18 protein-coding genes are annotated in these 18,113 nt (G+C 64.5%); 8 read left to right on the top strand and 10 right to left on the bottom strand.

Annotated features, from left to right (window positions below):
• Positions 1-173: 173 nt before the first annotated feature.
• The 4 genes from AB2B41_RS09180 to AB2B41_RS09165 all read left to right on the top strand — a co-directional run bounded on the left by AB2B41_RS09180 (position 174) and on the right by AB2B41_RS09165 (position 4,977).
• The gene (locus AB2B41_RS09180; protein WP_367877476.1) at positions 174-1,268 is read left to right on the top strand and encodes an ABC transporter ATP-binding protein; all 1,095 of its coding nucleotides are present in this window, start codon (positions 174-176) and stop codon (positions 1,266-1,268) included.
• A gap of 89 nt (positions 1,269-1,357) precedes the next feature.
• Positions 1,358-2,470, top strand: a complete 1,113-nt coding sequence (locus AB2B41_RS09175) for an extracellular solute-binding protein (RefSeq protein ID WP_367877475.1) — start codon at positions 1,358-1,360, stop codon at positions 2,468-2,470.
• Between the two features lie 93 nt (positions 2,471-2,563).
• Positions 2,564-4,081 (top strand): ABC transporter permease, encoded by a 1,518-nt coding sequence (locus AB2B41_RS09170; RefSeq protein ID WP_367877474.1) that lies wholly within the window; start codon positions 2,564-2,566, stop codon positions 4,079-4,081.
• 2 nt (positions 4,082-4,083) lie between these two features.
• On the top strand, positions 4,084-4,977 hold the full coding sequence (locus tag AB2B41_RS09165; RefSeq protein WP_367877473.1) for an ABC transporter permease: 894 nt from the start codon (positions 4,084-4,086) through the stop codon (positions 4,975-4,977).
• A 60-nt stretch (positions 4,978-5,037) separates the two neighbouring features.
• Here AB2B41_RS09165 and AB2B41_RS09160 read toward each other — a convergent pair whose 3' ends face one another.
• From AB2B41_RS09160 to AB2B41_RS09145, 4 genes are all read right to left on the bottom strand, one after another.
• A complete protein-coding gene (locus AB2B41_RS09160) occupies positions 5,038-5,787 on the bottom strand; it encodes a maleate cis-trans isomerase family protein (protein ID WP_367877472.1) in 750 nt (249 codons plus the stop codon).
• On the bottom strand, positions 5,787-6,944 hold the full coding sequence (locus AB2B41_RS09155) for a M24 family metallopeptidase (RefSeq protein WP_367877471.1): 1,158 nt from the start codon (positions 6,942-6,944) through the stop codon (positions 5,787-5,789). Before AB2B41_RS09155 ends, AB2B41_RS09160 begins: the two co-directional genes overlap by 1 nt.
• Positions 6,941-7,984, bottom strand: coding sequence for a pyridoxal-phosphate dependent enzyme (locus tag AB2B41_RS09150; protein ID WP_367877470.1), 1,044 nt, complete (start codon positions 7,982-7,984; stop codon positions 6,941-6,943). Before AB2B41_RS09150 ends, AB2B41_RS09155 begins: the two co-directional genes overlap by 4 nt.
• Before the next feature lie 115 nt (positions 7,985-8,099).
• The gene (locus AB2B41_RS09145) at positions 8,100-9,260 is read right to left on the bottom strand and encodes a sensor histidine kinase (RefSeq protein ID WP_367877469.1); all 1,161 of its coding nucleotides are present in this window, start codon (positions 9,258-9,260) and stop codon (positions 8,100-8,102) included.
• Positions 9,261-9,357: 97 nt separating this feature from the next.
• Here AB2B41_RS09145 and AB2B41_RS09140 point away from each other — a divergent pair, with 97 nt between their 5' ends.
• The 4 genes from AB2B41_RS09140 (at position 9,358) to AB2B41_RS09125 (ending at position 13,936) form a co-directional block, all read left to right on the top strand.
• Entirely contained in the window at positions 9,358-10,227 is an 870-nt protein-coding gene (locus AB2B41_RS09140; RefSeq protein WP_367877468.1) for an alpha/beta hydrolase, read from the top strand.
• Between the two features lie 101 nt (positions 10,228-10,328).
• Entirely contained in the window at positions 10,329-11,648 is a 1,320-nt protein-coding gene (locus tag AB2B41_RS09135; protein ID WP_367877467.1) for a Rieske 2Fe-2S domain-containing protein, read from the top strand.
• Positions 11,649-11,651: 3 nt separating this feature from the next.
• Positions 11,652-13,106, top strand: a complete 1,455-nt coding sequence (locus AB2B41_RS09130) for a glutamine synthetase family protein (RefSeq protein WP_367877466.1) — start codon at positions 11,652-11,654, stop codon at positions 13,104-13,106.
• Between the two features lie 62 nt (positions 13,107-13,168).
• On the top strand, positions 13,169-13,936 hold the full coding sequence (locus AB2B41_RS09125; protein ID WP_367877465.1) for an SDR family NAD(P)-dependent oxidoreductase: 768 nt from the start codon (positions 13,169-13,171) through the stop codon (positions 13,934-13,936).
• A 294-nt stretch (positions 13,937-14,230) separates the two neighbouring features.
• Here the strand turns inward: AB2B41_RS09125 and AB2B41_RS09120 are convergent, their stop codons facing one another.
• The 6 genes from AB2B41_RS09120 to AB2B41_RS09095 are packed head-to-tail and all read right to left on the bottom strand — an operon-like array spanning position 14,231 to position 18,113.
• Complete coding sequence (locus AB2B41_RS09120; protein WP_367877464.1) at positions 14,231-15,013, bottom strand: crotonase/enoyl-CoA hydratase family protein; 783 nt, start codon at positions 15,011-15,013, stop codon at positions 14,231-14,233.
• 3 nt (positions 15,014-15,016) lie between these two features.
• Positions 15,017-15,406, bottom strand: coding sequence for a monovalent cation/H(+) antiporter subunit G (gene mnhG / locus AB2B41_RS09115; protein ID WP_367877463.1), 390 nt, complete (start codon positions 15,404-15,406; stop codon positions 15,017-15,019).
• Positions 15,403-15,690 carry a K+/H+ antiporter subunit F gene (locus AB2B41_RS09110; RefSeq protein ID WP_367877462.1) on the bottom strand — a complete coding sequence of 96 codons (288 nt, stop codon included), beginning with the start codon at positions 15,688-15,690 and terminating at the stop codon, positions 15,403-15,405. The genes mnhG and AB2B41_RS09110 overlap by 4 nt, the downstream gene beginning before the upstream one ends.
• Complete coding sequence (locus AB2B41_RS09105; RefSeq protein ID WP_367877528.1) at positions 15,687-16,187, bottom strand: Na+/H+ antiporter subunit E; 501 nt, start codon at positions 16,185-16,187, stop codon at positions 15,687-15,689. The genes AB2B41_RS09110 and AB2B41_RS09105 overlap by 4 nt, the downstream gene beginning before the upstream one ends.
• Positions 16,188-16,191: 4 nt before the next feature.
• On the bottom strand, positions 16,192-17,757 hold the full coding sequence (locus tag AB2B41_RS09100; RefSeq protein ID WP_367877461.1) for a monovalent cation/H+ antiporter subunit D: 1,566 nt from the start codon (positions 17,755-17,757) through the stop codon (positions 16,192-16,194).
• Positions 17,754-18,113, bottom strand: coding sequence for a Na+/H+ antiporter subunit C (locus AB2B41_RS09095; protein ID WP_367877460.1), 360 nt, complete (start codon positions 18,111-18,113; stop codon positions 17,754-17,756). Before AB2B41_RS09095 ends, AB2B41_RS09100 begins: the two co-directional genes overlap by 4 nt.

Below are 18,113 nucleotides of genomic sequence, written 5' to 3'. Positions count from 1 at the left end.
TGACTTCCTGTAGGTGCAATCCTTGAAAGATGTTTCGAAATGTGGGCCGACAGGGAAGCAACCCGGAATTTCTGATTGTAAATCGGAACGCAAAGTCTCACAGTCGGGGCGGAAAAAATGAAGCCTGACCGGTTGCACAGAACGCTGGCGGGAAAAAACGGGGATGAAACGGAATGACATCAGCCGACGGGGCCTTTGTTGCCTTTGAGCGTGTCCAGAAAAGCTACGACGGTGAAACACTCGTCGTTAAGGACCTCAACCTCTCCATGCCGAAAGGCGAGTTCCTGACTATGCTCGGGCCCTCGGGGTCGGGCAAGACGACCTGCCTGATGATGCTGGCGGGTTTCGAGACGGCGACCCACGGCGATATTCTGCTGGACGGTGTGTCGATCAACAACATCCCGCCGCACAAGCGCGGCATCGGCATGGTGTTCCAGAACTACGCGCTGTTTCCGCACATGACGGTGGCCGAGAACCTGTCATTCCCGCTGGAAGTGCGCAAGATGGGCAAGTCGGAGCGCGAGGAGAAGATCAAGCGCGCGCTGGGCATGGTGCAGATGGAGCGGTTCGCGGGGCGGCGTCCGGCGCAACTGTCCGGTGGCCAGCAGCAGCGCATCGCGCTGGCGCGGGCGCTGGTGTTCGAGCCCGAGCTGGTGCTGATGGATGAGCCCCTGGGCGCGCTGGACAAGCAGTTGCGCGAGTCGCTGCAGTTCGAGATCACCAAGCTGGCGCATGATCTGGGCATCACCACCGTTTACGTGACCCACGACCAGACCGAGGCGCTGACCATGTCGGACCGCGTCGCGGTATTCGATGACGGGCGCATTCAGCAATTGGCCCCGCCGGATGAGCTTTACGAAAAGCCGCAGAACAGTTTCGTGGCGCAGTTCATCGGCGAGAACAACACGCTGGAAGGCGTGGTTCAGGAGATCAAGGGCGATACCTGTATCGTCAAACTGGACAGCGGCGACATCATCGACGCGCTGCCGGTGAACGTGAGTAAGGTGGGCGAACGCACCAAGGTGTCGATCCGCCCCGAACGGGTTGAGTTCAACCCCGAGCGTTTGCAGGCGGGCACCCATACGCTGAAAGCGGAAGTCCTTGAATTCATTTACATGGGTGACATTTTCCGGACGCGTCTTCGGGTTGCGGGCACCGATGACTTTGTTATCAAGACACGCAATGCCCCCGACCAACGCCGCCTCACACCGGGCGAGATGATCGAGATCGGGTGGCTGCCAAAGGATTGTCGGGCACTCGACGCATAAGCGAGAGGGCCTGCACAGTAAGAGGGCGCGGTCGCCCGGATCGCATCCTTGAAATACCAAACCGGGTAAGAAAGAAACGGGAGAACCAAATGAAGACCACTCTGAAACTTCTGGCCACCTCGTGCCTGACGCTGACTGCCACGATGGCACTGTCGGACGCGCACATGGCCAAGGAAATGACGATTGTCAGCTGGGGCGGCGCCTATTCCGCATCCCAGCAGAACGCCTATCACAACCCCTACATGGAAATGACGGGCATCAACATCATCAACGACGAATCCTCGTCCGAAGCGGTGGCCAAGCTGCGCGCGATGAACGAGGCGGGCAACATCACCTGGGACCTCGTGGACGTGGAAGCCGCTGACGCGATCCGTCTTTGCGACGAAGGTCTGGCGATGGAGATCGACCCCGACGAGGTGCTGGCAGACGCGCCCGACGGCACCAAGGCCTCGGAAGACTTTGGCGAGTCGCTGGTGTCCGACTGCTTCATCCCGCAGATCGTCTTCTCGACCACCTTCGGCTATCGCACCGACATGGTGCCTGCCGGTGTCGAGCCGCCGACCGGTGCGTGCGACGTGTTCGACCTGGAGAAGTATCCGGGCAAGCGTTCGCTGAACCGCAACCCCATCGCCAACATGGAATGGGCGCTGCTCTGTGACGGCGTGGCCTACGAGGACGTCTATGACACCCTCGAAACCGAGGAAGGTCAGGCGCGCGCCTTTGCCAAGCTCGACACCATCAAGGATCAGACGATCTGGTGGACCGCCGGTGCGGAAACCCCGCAGCTGCTGGCCGATGGCGAGATCTTCATGGGCTCCACCTACAACGGCCGTCTGTTCAGCGTGATCGCCGAGCAGGGTCAGCCGGTGGGCATGGCATGGGATTGGCAGATGTTCGACCTGGACGGCTGGATCATTCCCGCCGGTCTGCCCGAGGATCGTCTGGCACGCGTGATGGACTATGTTAAGTTCGCCACCGACACCCAGCGTCTTGCGGATCAGGCCAAGTACATCTCTTACGGTCCGGCACGTGCCTCTTCTGCGCCGCTGGTGGGCGAGCATGCGACCCTCGGTATCCCGATGGCGCCGCATATGCCGACCGACCCGGCCAACGCGGAAAACACCTTCTACAACAACTACCTGTGGTGGGCCGATTACCGCGACGACCTGGACGCCAAGTTCCAGGCGTGGCTGAGCCAGTAAGAACCTGAAGCGGGGCGCGGCACGGGCCGCGCCCCAATTCACCCGGTATCGCGGATCAACCGCGGACCGACACGAAAGAAACGGGGACGACACATGGCCGAAAAGATGCTTGCCGCCGATGGCCGACCGCTCAAGGCATCGCTGAACCGCGCCCTGAGACGGCAAAAGCTGCGGGCGCTGGCCCTGATCGCGCCGCTTCTGATTTTCATTCTTTTGAGCTTTGTGATGCCGATCGCGGACATGCTGTTCCGCTCGGTCGAGAACCAGATCGTCAGCGAAACGCTGCCGCGCACCACCGAGGCGCTGGAAGACTGGGATGCCGCAGACGGCACGATCCCGGACGAACCGGTTTTCGCCGCCCTTTACACCGACATAGTGCTGGCCAACGAATACAAGACGCATACCCGCCTCGGCAGCCGCCTGAATTACGAGCTGACGGGCATTTCCTCGCTCTTCCGCAAGTCGGGCCGGGGTGTGGGCCGTTTCGACACCGATGCCTATACCGAGTTTTTCCAGAAGACCGATCCGGCCTATGCAGATCCCGCGCAATGGGCCGCGTGGATGGCCGACGACGCGGTGCGCGACGCGCTGCCGCTGACCGCCGATGCCTATGACGCCTGGGCGCGCGTGCTGGTCGAGGTCGAGAACGACGATCCCGCCGCCGAAGAGCCATGGGATTTCGTCTATGCCGCGCTTTACCGGGACGCGGCGAACGGTGCGGCGCTGCCCGTCGCGGTAGACGTTTCAGCGGTCGAGCCTGTTTCGCTAAAGGCGCAGTTCGAGGATATCGACGACGACTGGCTGGACCCGGAGGTCTGGCAGACGATCAAGATTTACGCGCCTGACTATACCAGTGGCTATTTTCTGAATTCCGTGGACCTGATGAAATCGCCCGACGGGATCGAGCCGCGTCCCGAGAACGAACAGATCTATATCACGCTGTTCATCCGCACGATGATCATGTCGCTGGCGATCATGGGGATGTGTGTCCTTTTGGGCTATCCCATCGCCTGGCTGCTGGCGAACCTGCCGGACCGCACGGCAAACCTGCTGATGATCCTCGTGCTCTTGCCCTTCTGGACGTCGCTTCTGGTGCGCACCTCGGCCTGGAAGGTGCTGTTGCAACAGCAGGGGGTGATCAACGACACGCTGGTCTGGCTGGGCGTCGTCGCGGACGGCAACCGGCTGGAGCTGATCAACAACCAGACCGGCACGATCATCGCGATGACGCATATCCTTTTGCCCTTCATGATCCTGCCGCTTTACTCGGTGATGAAGACCATTCCGCCCAGATACCTGCGCGCGGCCAAGTCGCTGGGGGCGACCAACTGGACAGCCTTCTGGCGGGTCTATTTCCCTCAGTCGGTGCCGGGGATCGGCGCTGGATGCATCCTCGTCTTCATTCTGGCCATCGGCTATTACATCACGCCGGAACTGGTGGGCGGGACCAAGGGTGTCTTTATCTCGAACCGGATCGCCTATCACATCTCCAGCTCTCTCAACTGGGGTCTGGCGGCAGCACTGGGCACCATCCTGCTGGCGGTCGTGCTGATCCTCTACTGGGTCTACGACAAGATCGTGGGCATCGATAACGTGAAACTGGGGGGCTGAGCATGAGCGGATTGCCACCATATGCGACGACCGGCCAGCGTATCTGGTACTATGGGTTCCGGGTGATCTGCGGGCTGATCTTTTTCTTCCTGATCGCGCCCATCCTCGTGATCATTCCCCTCAGCTTCAACGCGGAGGATTTCTTTACCTTCACGCCCGAGATGCTGAGCCTCAGCCCCGAGGGCTATTCGCTGAAGCATTACGAGGACTTCTTTACCAACTCCGACTGGCAGTTGGCGCTGACCAACTCGCTCAAGATCGCGCCGGTGGCGACGCTTTTGTCGGTGTCGCTGGGCACCTTGGCCGCCATCGGGTTGAGCCAGAGCCACGTGCCGTTTCGGCGGGCGATCATGGCGACGCTGATCTCGCCGATGATCGTGCCGCTGATCATCTCGGCGACGGGGATGTATTTCTTTTACTCCAACCCATACATCCCGACGCCCTTTGGCGCGATCGAACTGCCGTTTACGCTGACGGGGACGTATATCGGGGTGGTGCTGGCCCATGCGGCGCTGGGCATTCCGTTCGTCATCATCACCGTCACCGCGACGCTGGTGGGCTTTGACCAGTCGCTGACACGGGCGGCGGCGAATATGGGGGCGGGGCCGGTGACGACCTTCTTCCGGGTGCAGATGCCGCTGATTTTGCCGGGCGTGGTGTCGGGGGGGCTTTTTGCCTTCATTACCTCGTTTGACGAAGTGGTCGTGGTGCTGTTTGTCGGTTCCGCCGGGCAGAAGACGCTGCCGTGGCAGATGTTCACCGGTCTGCGCGAACAGATCAGCCCGACGATCCTGGCGGTGGCCACGATCCTGATCGCGATCTCGATTGCGCTGCTCTTCGTGGTGGAGTTGCTGCGCCGCCGGTCAGAGCGGCTGCGGGGGATGTCGCCGAGCTGACCGCTGGGGGCGTTTTCTTGGAAGAAAACGGATCGGAGATTTCCAAATCTCCGGACCGGATTATTCGAATAATCCGGCGCGCCGCCAGAGCGTGCCGGGTGCATCGGGTACCGGGGCAATCCCGGCCAGCCTGAGCATGTGCCAGGCCAGCACCTGATTGCTGGACATCACGGGCATGCCGATTTCCTTTTCGATATCGCCGATCACGTCGAGCGTGCGCAGGTTCGTGCAGGATAGGAACACCGCGTCGCATGTGCCTTCCCCGGCCAGTTTGAGGGCGGCGTCGCGTAGGGAGGCGGGGGCGATCCGCACCACGTTGCCTTCGACAGGTTCGTTGAAGCTGCCGAAGCGCGGTGTTGCGATGCCTGCGTCTGACAGGACGGCGCGCATGCGGTCCGAGATGCTGGCGACATAGGGGCTGACAAGGGCGATCCTCTGCACACCGAGCGCGCGGCAGGCGGCGATGAGGGCGGCGGCTGGGTCGGTGGCATGGGGTGTTTCGACGCCCTCCCGGATCAGGTCGGCCACGCGGGCCGAGCCGAATTGCGCCGAGGCGGAGGTGCAGCCGTAGCCCGCCGCCGCGATGCGGGCGGCGCGGGGCAAAAGGCTTGCGGCCTCGGTCAGGCGGCTCTCCATCGCGGCGATCGTCTCGGTGCTGAGTTCGGCACCGGAGGCGACGCGGCTGACCAGCATTTCGACGTCGGCGGGCAAGAGGCGGCGCATGTCGTATTCGAGGGTTTCATCGGATTGCAGGACGATAAGCGCCAGTTGGATTTGCCGGTCCGGGGTGAGCGTGTATGGCAGGTCCATCAGAGCACCCGGATGTCAGGGGATTGCGGGGCGGAGAGGTATTCGGCCCCGGCTTCGGTGATCAGGATATCCTCTTCGTGCACCATGATCTGGCCGCCGGGCAGCGTCACGCCCGGCTCCAGCGTGAGGACCATGCCTGGTTCCAGCAGCGTGTCGTCCTGCGGGATGATCGAGGGCCATTCGGTCAGCTGCATCCCGAGGCCGTGGCCAAGGCGGCCCGCGTCCGAGCCTGAGCCACCGGGGTTCGTGATGTCGTTCATCGCGTGGAAGAGGTCATGGATCCGCGCACCGGGGCGGGCGCGGGCGAAGGCGGCGGCGGTGGCGTCGATGAGGAGCGCATGGGCATCCGCGACGTCTTGCGATGGAGGGCCAAGGCTGTAGTTGCGGTCGAAGTCGCAGAAGTAGCCGTCCCAGACGAGGCCGGTGTCGAGCATCAGGACATCTCCGGCCGCAAGCGGCGCGTCGGTGGCGGGGGAGATGACGTCGCCGTAGCCCCCCGGCCCGGCACCTCCTGCGAGGTAGGGGACCCAGTCGGCGCCTTCTTCAAGGCAGAGGCGCTGAAAGTCGCGGAAGACCTGGGCAAGCGGGATGCCGGGGCGGGCGATCTCGGGGACGCGGTCGAAGGCGCGGTTGGCGATGGCGGTGGCGGTCCTGATCTTGGCGATCTCGGCGGCGGATTTCACGAGCCGCAGGCGGCGGGTGATCTGTGCATCGCTGACGATCCGGCGGGGGACGAGAGCCGCTTCGAGCCTGCGGAAGTCGGCAAGCGGCATGCGCAGGTGGCTTTCCATCTGGTCGGCGACGCCGATCTGTCCGTCTGGCGGTGTGACCTCGCGCAGGGTGTCGGCGAGCAGCGTGAGGCCGTCGTCGGCATAGTCGGGGGCCTGCCAGGTGCGGATGTCGGTGATCCATGTCTGGCGCATCAGGTGCGCGCCGATGGAGGGGATGACGGCGATGGGACCGCCCGCGGCGGGCAGGACGAGGAACCACGGGCGCGTGGGGCTTTCCCAGAAACGGGTGAGGTAGCCGGTGTAATAGCGGACTTCCGGCTCGGTCGTCAGCAGGAGTGCTGCGAGGCCTGCCTCTTGCATGAGGGTCTGCGCGCGGGATGTGCGGGCGCGAAATTCCTCCGGAGGGAAGCCGCGGGGCGGTGTCATTCACCGGTCGCTTCGCTGAGGACGACCAACACGCGCGAGGTGTCAGCGAGGCCGAAGGCGGGTTCACCCCTCGCGGCGAGAAGTCCCGCTGCGCCTGCCGCACCCGATGGCGTCGAGGGGAGGCCCGCGTCGGCGCAGGCGGCGGCGCCTGCCTCGCCTTCGGCTTCGCTGATGGTCATGAAGATGTCCGCGTCGCGTGCGAGGCCCCGGAGCGCGATGAGCGAGGGCTCCTTGCAATCAAGGCGTCCCATGGCGGATTCCGGCCCGGAGGTGATCTGCGGAGTGCCCGCCGCGACAGAGGCGAAGAGCGCGGGAGCGGCCTCGGGTTCGACCACGATGATGCGGGGGGCGTTGCCCCAGGCCTGGCGTGCCAGCGCCGCGCAGGCGGCGGCAAGCCCGCCCACGCCCGCCTGCAGGAAGATGTGGCTGGGTGGCTCCGGCATCTGGTCGATGGCCTCTTGCATGAGCACGAGGTAGCCTTCCATCAGGCGGTGCGGACGTTCGGTATAGCCCGGCCATGAACTGTCGGAGAGCAGGGTCCAGCCGTTTTCCTCGGCGGCCTTTGCGGCTCCTGCCATGCTTTCCTCGTAGATCGCGCCGTGACGGCGGACCTCGGCCCCGAGCGCGCGAAGGCGATTGGCAAATCCTTCGGGCACCGTCTGCGCCAGGAAGATGACCGCCTGCGCGCCGAAGGCCTTGGCACCGGCTGCGACCGACAGCCCGTGGTTCCCGGCGCTTGCGGTCACGTAGGTCCGGCCCCGCGCCTTGCCCGCCTCGGCGTCGTGGGCGATCACGTAGGCTGCGCCGAGCGCCTTGAAACTGCCAAGGCCCATCCGGTCGCGCTCGTCCTTGACGTGGACCTCCGCGACAGCGGCGCGGGCGGCGAAGCCCGGTACGGAAACGAGAGGCGTTTCCGCCGCGGCCGGGCATCGGTCCAGCAGTGCCTGCGGTCGGTCGACATCGGTACTGGGAACGGGGATGGTCTGAAGCGTCGCGGCAAGCGTGTCGGCCTGGGCGGGGGTCTTGATGAAGTAGTCCATGTCCCACCGCTAGCACAGGGCTGGTCTTGCGGAAACTGATTTGCAGCGGGGGACCCTGAAATCAGATCGCGGGAGCCGGCAAGAGTTCTCCGGCGGGGCCCGGGCGCCTTGCCCCTCAGACAGCGGGCAGGGTGACCGCGAAGGTGGCGCCGTTCCCCTTTTCCGAGATGAGCTCGATCGTGCAGCCGTGGTTGGCTGCGATGCGGCGGCAGATGGCAAGCCCGAGACCCGTCCCCGACAACTCTGGTTTCTCGTTCAGACGCTTGAAGGCGTGGAATATCTGATCGTGCCGTGATTCATCGATGCCGATGCAGTTGTCCTGCACGGTGATCTTGTGGTGCTTCTGACACGGCACGCGGATTGCCTTGATCCTGATGCGCGGCGGCCTGCCGGGTTTATGGAAATGTATCGCGTTCTCGACAAGGTTCTGGAAAAGAATGCGCATCTGCGCCGGGTCGGCGGCAACGCAAGGCAGATCGCTCACCGTTACCCTGGCTCCGTGCAGCCGGATCCCGTTGTCCAGGTTCTCGAGTACGTCGGCCAGCACCGCATTGAGATCGGTCGGTTGCGTGGCGACGTCCTGGTTGATCACCTGGGTGTAATTCATCACGTCGGTGACCAGCTTGCCCATGCGCGAGACGGTGGCGAGCGCCATGCTGCAGAGTTCGACCGCGTCGGGTTCCATGGTTTTTCCATGCACGCTGAGCAATTCGTTCAGCAGCAGGTTCAGCGTGTTCGAGGGCGCCTTCATGTCATGGGACATCGCGTAGGAAAACGCCTTGAGTTCGTCGTTGGTGGTGGTGGCGATAAGGTGTTCGGCGCGTGCGTTTTCTTCCGCTGATTTCTGGGCGGTAATGTCGGCGGCGGCGCCGATATGGCGGATCACCTTTCCGTCCGGGTCACGCTCGAACACCGTATCGTTCGACAGCAGCCAGACCCAGTTGCCGTTCTTGTGACGGACACGGTATTCGAGCTGCGTGACGGCCCCGTCCCGAAGCGACAGGATGGCAGCGAAATGGGAGACGATCCTTGACAAATCCTCGGGGTGGATGATGCGCGGCAGCATTTCCGCACCCATCTGCTTGATCTCTTCGCCGCTGTACCCCAGCGCCTCGGCAATGGAGCGGTTGGTGTATTCGTTCGACTGGGATTCATGGTTGAAGACGTAGATGACGCAGGGCGCGATGTCCGTCACCTTTCTGAGGAACGGTTCCGCATCCCAGCCGTCTTTCGCCGCAACGGCCAAATCCTCAAGAATGACTTGCGAACGCTGCATGTGATCTCCTGCACCCGGAGGCAAACTATTGTTCAGGCGTTAACGAAGGGTGAATCGCCTCGCGAAAAGGTATATGGGACCCAGAAGGGAGATCGGGATGCACGAGATATTCGCGCCGAGCATGGCGCTGGACCGGGCCGAGCGGGATAGGCAATTCTCGCCCTCCCGGTCGGCCAAGGATGCCGCGGGCGCATTGGCGCGGATGGTGGAGCGGACCGACGCGGCGCTGCGCGACACAGATATCACGGTAGAGCGCGACCTGGTCTATGGTGCGCGGCCCCGCGCGCGGCTCGATCTCTTCCGTCCGTCGCAGGCCGGTGCGGAGGCGCTGCCGTGCCTCGCCTTCATCCATGGCGGTTTCTGGCAGGAGGGTGACAAGAGCGTATCGGGTTTCGCGGCAGCGCGTTTCGCGGCGCAGGGCTGGGCCTGGGCCTCGATCGGCTACACCCTGACGCCGGATGTGAGCCTGACAGAGCTGACCGGTGAGATCTGCGATGCGCTGGACTTTCTCCATGCACGGGCGGCGGCACTCGGCTTGGATGCCAACAGGATCGTGCTGGCAGGGCATTCCGCGGGCGGCCATCTGGCCGCGATCGCGCTGGCCGATGTCCTTGACAGAGGGAGCGCGCGCAAGATCGCCGGGGCGGTGCTGGTAAGTGGCGTGTTCGAGCTGGCACCGGTGGCGGCATCCTATGTCAACGATCTGGCCCGGCTGAGCGCGGCGGAGGTGCAGCGCCTGTCGCCCGCAAGGTGCGAACCGCAGGCGCATGTGCCGGTGCATATCCTTTACGGTGCGGACGAGCCCGAGGCTTTCAGGCTGCAGTCCGAGGGGTTGCATCGCCTCTGGGCGCCGCATCTCGACCGGCTCAGTCTGTCGGTCACGCGGGGCCGCGACCATTTCGACGTGCTCGACGAGATGAACGACCCGGCAAGCGAGACGATGCGCCGGATTGCTGAAATGGTCTGAGCCCCGGGGCCCGCAAGGGCGATTGATTTCAGGGGCATACCTGCGCAGGATGTCAGGAAAAGGCGGCCCCAAGGGTGGGGTGCGCGAAGCGGGGATATGCCATGATCAGCCAGGAGCTTAACGATACCATCACGCGCACCGGGCCGGGGACCGAAGCGGGCGAAGTGTTGCGGCGGTACTGGCAGCCTGCGGCTTTGACGGATGAACTCGCGAGTAATCGTCCCGTCGTGCCGGTCACCCTGCTGGGCGAACGGCTGGTGCTGTTTCGCGACAACGACGGTGAACTGGGTTTGATCGACCGGCATTGCCCGCACCGGGGCGCTGACCTGTGCCTGGGGCGGCTCGAGGACAACGGACTGCGCTGTCCGTTCCACGGCTGGCACTTTGACCGGACGGGGCAGTGCGTGGAACAGCCCGGCGAGCCAGAGGGCAGCCGGATGCACGAGAGCATTCGCACGAAGAACTATCCGGTGGTCGAAAAGAACGGCATCGTCTTTGCCTATCTCGGTCCCGGCGACCCGCCGCCTTTCCCGAACTTCGACTGTTTCCGCGCGCCGGAGAGCCATGTCTTTGCCTTCAAGGGGCTGTGGGAGTGCAACTGGCTGCAGGCGCTGGAGGTTGGGATCGACCCGGCGCACGCCTCCTTCCTGCACCGGTTCCTAAAGGACGAGGACCCTGCCGACAGCTATGGAAAGCAGTTTCGCGATGCCGCTGCCGATACAAATATCCCGATGACGCGGCTGTTGCGGGAATACACCCGGCCGGAGATCACGGTGGAGGAGACCGACTACGGTCTGCGGCTGATCGCGCTCAGGCATCTGGAGAACGGGCAGAGCCATATCCGGATCACCAACCAGATCTTCCCCGAGGCGATCTCCATCCCCATGAGCCGCGAGATGATCATCACCCAGTGGCACGTGCCGATCGATGACGAACATTGCTATTGGTACTCGATGTTCACCAGCTTCACCGATCCTGTCGACAAGGAGAAGATGCGCGCGCAGCGGCTGAAAGAGCATCGCCTGCCCGATTACGCGCCGATCAAGAACAAGCGCAACAATTACGGCTTCGACCCCGAGGAGCAGCGGATCGAGACCTATACAGGCATGGGGATGGACATCAACGTGCATGACCAATGGGCGGTGGAAAGTCCGGGGCCGATATTCGACCGGACGAAGGAACACCTTGGCAAGACGGATGTGGGCATCATCAAGTACCGCCGGATGCTGCGGGCGGCGATTGCGGCGCTGAAGGACGGCAAGGAGGATGCTTTGCCGATGCGGAACGGGGTGGATCCGGCGACGCTCTATGGGCCGATTTCCAATGACACGATTGGCGACAAGGATGCCTGGCGCGAAGTGTCGGCCAAGAGCGACGCCGAGCGGCGCGCGGCCTGTGCCGGTTGGGATGCGACGGTTTGAGCGATGACTGACCTGCGGGCGCAGATCGCGGCGGGCGCGCTGGCGCGGGCGGGGCTGCTGGATGAGGCGGGCATTGACCGTGCGGCGGCCTTGGCGGCGGAGGTGGCGGGGTCGGGGATCGAGACCGTGCGGGTGCTGTTCACGGATCAGCACGGGATATTGCGCGGCAAGACGGTCGTGGCCGGGGCCTTTGCCTCGGTGCTGGTGAACGGGATGGCGGCACCCTCGACGCTGTTATTGAAGGACACCTCGCACCGGACGGTGTTTCCGGTGTGGTCGAAGGACGGTGCGGTTGCCGGGGATATGCGCGGGGCGGGGGATATCCTGATGGTGCCGGACCCTGCGACCTTTCGCAGGCTGCCGTGGTCCGAGGCTTCGGCCTGGGTGCTCTGCGATCTGGCCTATGCGGACGGGGCGGCGATGCCGCTTTGCACGCGGGCGATCCTGCGGGATGCGGTGGCGCGGCTGGCGGATCAGGGCAAGGCGCTGCGGGTGGGGCTGGAGGTGGAGTTCCATGTCTTTCGCGTGACCGATGCTAGGATGGATCACGCGGGGGCGACCATGCCGGGGGCACCCGTTGAGACCGAGAACATCGCGCAGGGCTACCAGTTCCTGACCGAGCGGCACTACGACGCGATGGAGCCGGTGATGGACCGGCTGCGGCGTGTCTGTGAGGGGCTGGGGCTGCCGATCCGGTCGATGGAAGTGGAGATGGGGCCGAGCCAGATCGAGTTTACCTTCGATCCCGCCGATCCGATGACCCATGCCGACAACATGGTGATGTTGCGGACGGCGATAAAGGAGGTCTGCGCGCGGGAGGGGCTGCATGCGACCTTCATGTGCAAGCCGAAGCTGGAGAACGCGGCGGCGAGCGGGTGGCATCTGCATCAGTCTTTGGTGGATGTGGCGACCGGGGCGAACCTTTTTGTGCCTTTGGGCAGTGAATTGACGCCCGATTGCAGCGCCTGGATCGCGGGGCTGCTGGCGCATGCGCGGGCGGGATGCCTGCTGAGCACGCCGACGGTGAACGGCTACAAACGCTACCTGCCGCATCAGCTGGCCCCGAACCGGATCGCCTGGGGGCGGGACAATCGCGGGGCGATGATCCGGGCGCTGGTGGCGCCGGGCAATCCCGCCAGCCGCATCGAGAACCGCGTGGCGGAGCCTGCGGCGAACCCTTACCTCTTTTTCGCCGGGCAGATCATCGCAGGGATGGACGGGCTGGCGCGGGGGCTGACCGCACCTGCGGCGGTGGAAGACCCCTATGATGCGGAGGTCGAGGCTTTGCCGGAGAGCCTGCTAGCGGCGGTGGAGGCTTTCGGAGCGTCGGAGTTGTATCGGGAAGCGCTGGGGGATGCCTGTGTCGACTACCTCTGCACCATCCGGCGGGCGGAGTGGGAGCGGTATCACCTTGCCGTCTCGGAATGGGAGCAGCGGGAGTACTTTGGCATCTACTGAGCTTGCGCGGGGCGGGGCTTTCGGTGTCTAAACGCGCAGGGAACTGAACGGGAGTGCAATTCATGGACATGTGGTCGGGAAGCGTGGCAATCGTCACCGGGGGCGCGTCGGGGCTGGGGGCTGCGACGGCGGAGGCGCTGGCGGGGGCAGGGCTGAAGGTGGCGATCTTTGATCTGAACGCCGAGGCGGGAGAGGCCTTGGCGGCGGAGCTGGGCGGCAGTTTCCACAGCGTCGACGTATCGGACGCGGGCAGCGTCAAGTCGGCGATGGACGCGGTGGTCTCGGAGATTGGCGCGCCGCGCGTGCTGGTGAACTGCGCCGGGATAGGCCCGGCGTCGAAGACCGTGTCACGCGGGGAAGCCCATGATCCTGCTATGTTTTCCAAGGTGATCGGCATCAACCTGATCGGTTCTTTCATCTGCGCCTCGCAGGCCGCGGCCCATATGGTGGGCGCGGAGCCGCTGGCCCCGGACGGGGCGCGGGGGGTGATCGTGAACACCGCCTCGGTGGCCGCCTACGAAGGTCAAGTGGGGCAGGTGGCCTATGCGGCGTCGAAAGGCGGGATCGTCGGGATGACGCTGCCCATGGCGCGGGATCTCGCGGACAAGGGCGTGCGGGTCTGTACCATCGCGCCGGGGCTTTTTCTGACACCGCTATTGCAGGGCTTGCCGCAGGATGTGCAGGATTCGCTGGGCAAGCAGGTGCCCTTCCCCTCGCGGCTGGGGAACCCGGCGGAGTTCGGCAAGTTGGTGTGCCATATCCTCGACAATCCGATGCTGAACGGCGAGGTGATCCGGCTGGATGGGGCGATCCGGATGGCGCCGCGCTGAGGGCGGCGCTCCTCGCGCCCCTGGCGGGGGCTCCTCGCCTAGAGCGGAGAGATCCGGAGGGCGTTGTTGCTCGGGGTAGCGGCGCTGCGGGCTCACCAAAACCAGCAACTGGTTTCGCATCCGCCCTTGCATGGAGCCTGCCTGACACCCGGCCACCCGCCGATCAAGATAAATAGCGGTATCCCGGCAAAGCCGGGTCCCTCCGCGATTTCTCTTGACCGCCGTGCGTCCGGGCGTCCGCCTGTCCCCACGCAAGGGCGGCTCCGAAACCAGCGGCGGGTTCAGGTCGGGGTGTTATTTGCGGAAGTTGGGTTCGCGTTTTTCGAGGAAGGCGCGCAGGCCTTCCATGGCACCCTCGGTGCTTTGGGCGACGGCGGCGGAGAGGCTTTCCATGAAGAAGCCGTCGTCGCGGGACATGTCGGCGATGCGGCCCAGGGCGTTGATCATCAGGTAGTTGGAATAGGGCGCGTTGTCGGCGATCTTGCGGGCGAGGTCCCGGGCGAGCGGCAGGCCTTCGCCCGCGCCTACGGCGTAATGGGCAAGGCCCAGGGCCAGCCCTTCCTCGGCGCCGTAGCTGCGGCCGGTGAGCATCATCTCGCGCATGCGGTCCGGACCGATGAGACGTCCGACGCGCACGGTGGCGCCGCCGCCGACGAAGATGCCGCGCCGTCCTTCGGGGAGCTGGAAGCGCACCGAGGGTTCGGCGATGCGTACATGGGCGGCGGTCGCGACCTCGAGCCCGCCGCCGATGACTGCGCCCTCCATCACCGCCACCACAGGCAGGCCGCCGTGTTCGATGAGATCGGTGATCCGGTGCCATTTGCGCGATTGCGCCGCCGTCTGTTCGGGCGAGCGATGCTGGTGTTCGTCGAGGTCGAGGCCTGCGCTGAAGTGTCCGCCGTCGCCGCGCAGGATCACGGCGGCGACGCCCTCGGGCGGGTTGGCGAAGAAGGCCTCGATCGCGTGGATGAGCGCATCGCTCATGGCGTTGCGCTTGGGCGCGCGGTTGAAGGTCAGAAGGGCGATATCGCCGTCGATTTCTACGATCAGGTCGCTTTTGCCCGCGCTCTTCTCCACGGCCTAGCCCTTTTCCGGCGCTGCGAGTTCGCGGTCCGCCTCGGGCACATTGAGCGTCGACCATGTGTCATCCTGCGGCGGCGGCGGCGGGGTTTCGCAGGACCGGCGGTGGATGTTCACCTTGGCGATGAAATTTGCCGAGATGGGTGCTGTCACGAAGAGGAAGGCCATGATCAGGACCTCGTGAAACGAGCCGTCGCCAAAGACGAAGGCGTGGATCATCGAGGCCAGCAGCAGCATGCCGATGCCGATCGTGCCGACCTTGGTCGGCGCGTGCAGGCGGGTCATGGAATCGTTGAATTTCAGCAGGCCGATGGTGCCGACCAGCGCGAAGCCCGCGCCGATGAGAAGCGAAATGCCGACCGCGTAAGTGCCGATGACCTCAAGGCTCATTCGATGATGTCCCCCCGCAGAATGAAGCGCGCGTAGGCGACGGTGGAGACGAAGCCCAGCATGGCGATGATCAGCGTGACCTCGAAATAGATGCGGCTGCCCTGGGCGATGCCCAGAAGCACGATGAGGCCGATGGCGTTCACCACCATCGTGTCGAGTGCCAGGATACGGTCGCCCACCGAGGGGCCGATCACCAGGCGGATCATCGACATCACCTGCGCCAGCGCCACCGCGACGAAGGCGAGGATCAGGGCGAGGCTCAGGAAATCGGTGGCGATGTTCATGCGAAAATCTCCTTCAGGCGACGTTCGTAGCGGTCCTTGATGCCGTCGCGCTCGGCATCCGGGTCATCGGTGTGCAGCACGTGGACAAGCAGGCTGTGGCCTTCGTCCGAGAGGTCGGCCGAGACGGTGCCGGGGGTCAGCGTGATGGTGCCCGCGAGGATGGTGATCGCCTCGGGCTGGCGCAACTCGAGCGGCACGACGATCCATGCCGGCTTGAGCTTGGCGTTGGGTTTGGTCAGCACGATCCAGGCCACTTGCACGTTGGCGACCATGATGTCCCAGAGCACGATCACCGCGTAGTTGAGAAACTTCCAGACCGAGATGCCCCCGGGACGTTCGGGCCACCAGATCGCGGTGATCTTGGTGATGATGATGCCGAGGATGAGGCCGAAAACGGCCATACCCCATGAGAACTGGTTCTGCAGCAGGACCCAGACCACCGTCAGCAGCAGCGTCAGCAGCGGATGCGGAAAGAGCCAGCGGTACGCGCGTGCGATCATGTCAGTGCTCCTCCTTCTTCTTCTCGGCCTTGGCGTCACCCGGCCGGGTCAGCTTGCCCGGGGTGTCGAGCACAGTCGAGATATAGGGTTCGGGCGCAAAAAGCGACGCAGCCGTGTTCTCGGCGTAGCGATAGACCGGGCCGGCAAAGACCGTATGTGCGACGAGCAGCGCGATCAGGCCCCCGACAGCGGTATACGACAGGACCGAGGGTGGCGGGGTGGTTGTCGCGGCTTCGTTCTCGGCGAGGCTCTTGGCCTTCCAGAAAAGGACCGAGCCGGCGCGGGCGAACCCGACGATGCTGATCAGGCTCGAGATCAGGATGACGGCCCAGATCCAGGTGGCGGCAGAGGTCTCGAAGCCCGCGTCGAGGATCAGCAGCTTGCCGATGAAGCCGGAAAGCGGCGGCAGGCCGGTCATAGCGATGGCGGCGGTAAAGAAGAGCGCCGAGGTGAGGACGGCGCCGGAGATGGGCGGCATCGCCTCGAGCCGGAGGTTGGCGCGGCCCGTGCGCACCAGGTCCGAGATCAGGAAGAGGGCGGCGGCGGCCAGTGTCGAGTGGATGATGTAGTAAAGTGCCGCCGAGATGCCCGCCGGCGTGAACATCGAGATGGCGACCATGACCATGCCCATGGAGCCGATCACGGAGAAGGCGATCAGCCTGTCAAGCTTGCGCGCGCCCAGCACGCCCACCATGCCGATGGCGAGCGAGATGAGTGCGGCACCCATCAGCCAGGCGCCGTGCAGTTCTGCCGTGATCTCGAGGTCAGGCGGGAAGACGATGGTGTAGACCCGGATGATCGCGTAGGCGCCGACCTTGGTCATGATCGCGAAGAGCGCCGCGACGGGGGCGGGGGCCTCGGCGTAGCTGGAGGGCAGCCAGAAATGCAGGGGCACGAGGGCGGCCTTGATTGCGAAGACAAGGAGCAGCAGCGTGGCTGTCAGGCGGATGCCCACGGTGTCTTCCGGGTCGATCAGCGCCACGCGCTCGACCACGTCGGCCATGTTCAGCGTGCCGGTCTGGGCATAGAGCGCGCCGAGCGCGAAGAGGAACAGCGTCGAGCCGATGAGGTTGAAGAGCACGTATTGCACGCCCGCGCGCAGACGCAGGTTGCCGCCCGAGTGGATCATCAGGCCGTAGGAGGCGATGAGAAGCACCTCGAAGAAGACGAAGAGGTTGAAGAGGTCGCCTGTCAGGAAGGCGCCGAGGATCCCCATCAGCTGGAACTGGAAGAGCGCGTGGAAGTGCCTGCCGCGATTGTCCCAGCCCGAGCCGATGGCGTAGAGCAGTACGAAGAGGGCGAGGACCGAGGTCAGCAGCACCATCATGGTACTGAGCCGGTCTCCGACCACCATGATGCCGAAAGGCGCGGCCCAGTCGGAAAGCTGGTAGAGCATGATCTCGCCTGCCGCGGCGCGCCAGGCTAGGCCGGCGGCGATGGCGATCAGGGCCACGACACCGGCGACGGAGAAGATGCGCTGGATGCCGATGTGATAGCGTGCCGCGAGCACGATGAACGGGGCAAGCAGGGCGGGCAGGACGATGGGGGCGATGATCCAGTGTGTCATGCCTGGTCCTCCGCGCGCGCAGCCTCTTCGGCGGCAGGATCGTTCACCGTGTCATCGTCGGCACCAAGGTAGGCACCCAGCGCGATCATCACGACCACGGCAGTCATGCCGAAAGAGATCACGATGGCGGTCAGCACCAGTGCCTGCGGCAGCGGGTCGGTGTAGCGGGCGGCATCCGTCAGGATGGGCGGCGCGCCGACAGAGAGGCGACCCGAGGCAAAGAGAAAGACGTTGACCGCGTAGGTCAGGAGCGACATGCCCAATATCACCGGGAAGGTGCGCAGGCGCAGGGTCAGGTACATCCCTGCGGCGGTCAGGATGCCGATGGCGGAAGCGACGAGCAGTTCAAGTCCCAT

This window comes from Sulfitobacter sediminis (assembly GCF_040811725.1).
Classification (GTDB): Bacteria; Pseudomonadota; Alphaproteobacteria; order Rhodobacterales; family Rhodobacteraceae; genus Sulfitobacter; species Sulfitobacter sediminis.
The sequence above is the reverse complement of the archived record's forward strand: the minus strand, read 5'-3'. Positions and strand labels throughout refer to the sequence as shown.

What these genes read in the sequence shown, in the direction of transcription:
- AB2B41_RS09180 (WP_367877476.1), top strand. Translation starts at nt 174, where the DNA reads ATGACATCAGCCGACGGGGCCTTTGTTGCCTTTGAGCGTGTCCAGAAA.
- AB2B41_RS09175 (WP_367877475.1), top strand. Translation starts at nt 1,358, where the DNA reads ATGAAGACCACTCTGAAACTTCTGGCCACCTCGTGCCTGACGCTGACT.
- AB2B41_RS09170 (WP_367877474.1), top strand. Translation starts at nt 2,564, where the DNA reads ATGGCCGAAAAGATGCTTGCCGCCGATGGCCGACCGCTCAAGGCATCG.
- AB2B41_RS09165 (WP_367877473.1), top strand. Translation starts at nt 4,084, where the DNA reads ATGAGCGGATTGCCACCATATGCGACGACCGGCCAGCGTATCTGGTAC.
- AB2B41_RS09160 (WP_367877472.1), bottom strand. Translation starts at nt 5,787, where the DNA reads ATGGACCTGCCATACACGCTCACCCCGGACCGGCAAATCCAACTGGCG.
- AB2B41_RS09155 (WP_367877471.1), bottom strand. Translation starts at nt 6,944, where the DNA reads ATGACACCGCCCCGCGGCTTCCCTCCGGAGGAATTTCGCGCCCGCACA.
- AB2B41_RS09150 (WP_367877470.1), bottom strand. Translation starts at nt 7,984, where the DNA reads ATGGACTACTTCATCAAGACCCCCGCCCAGGCCGACACGCTTGCCGCG.
- AB2B41_RS09145 (WP_367877469.1), bottom strand. Translation starts at nt 9,260, where the DNA reads ATGCAGCGTTCGCAAGTCATTCTTGAGGATTTGGCCGTTGCGGCGAAA.
- AB2B41_RS09140 (WP_367877468.1), top strand. Translation starts at nt 9,358, where the DNA reads ATGCACGAGATATTCGCGCCGAGCATGGCGCTGGACCGGGCCGAGCGG.
- AB2B41_RS09135 (WP_367877467.1), top strand. Translation starts at nt 10,329, where the DNA reads ATGATCAGCCAGGAGCTTAACGATACCATCACGCGCACCGGGCCGGGG.
- AB2B41_RS09130 (WP_367877466.1), top strand. Translation starts at nt 11,652, where the DNA reads ATGACTGACCTGCGGGCGCAGATCGCGGCGGGCGCGCTGGCGCGGGCG.
- AB2B41_RS09125 (WP_367877465.1), top strand. Translation starts at nt 13,169, where the DNA reads ATGGACATGTGGTCGGGAAGCGTGGCAATCGTCACCGGGGGCGCGTCG.
- mnhG (WP_367877463.1), bottom strand. Translation starts at nt 15,406, where the DNA reads ATGAGCCTTGAGGTCATCGGCACTTACGCGGTCGGCATTTCGCTTCTC.
- AB2B41_RS09110 (WP_367877462.1), bottom strand. Translation starts at nt 15,690, where the DNA reads ATGAACATCGCCACCGATTTCCTGAGCCTCGCCCTGATCCTCGCCTTC.
- AB2B41_RS09100 (WP_367877461.1), bottom strand. Translation starts at nt 17,757, where the DNA reads ATGACACACTGGATCATCGCCCCCATCGTCCTGCCCGCCCTGCTTGCC.
- AB2B41_RS09095 (WP_367877460.1), bottom strand. Translation starts at nt 18,113, where the DNA reads ATGGGACTTGAACTGCTCGTCGCTTCCGCCATCGGCATCCTGACCGCC.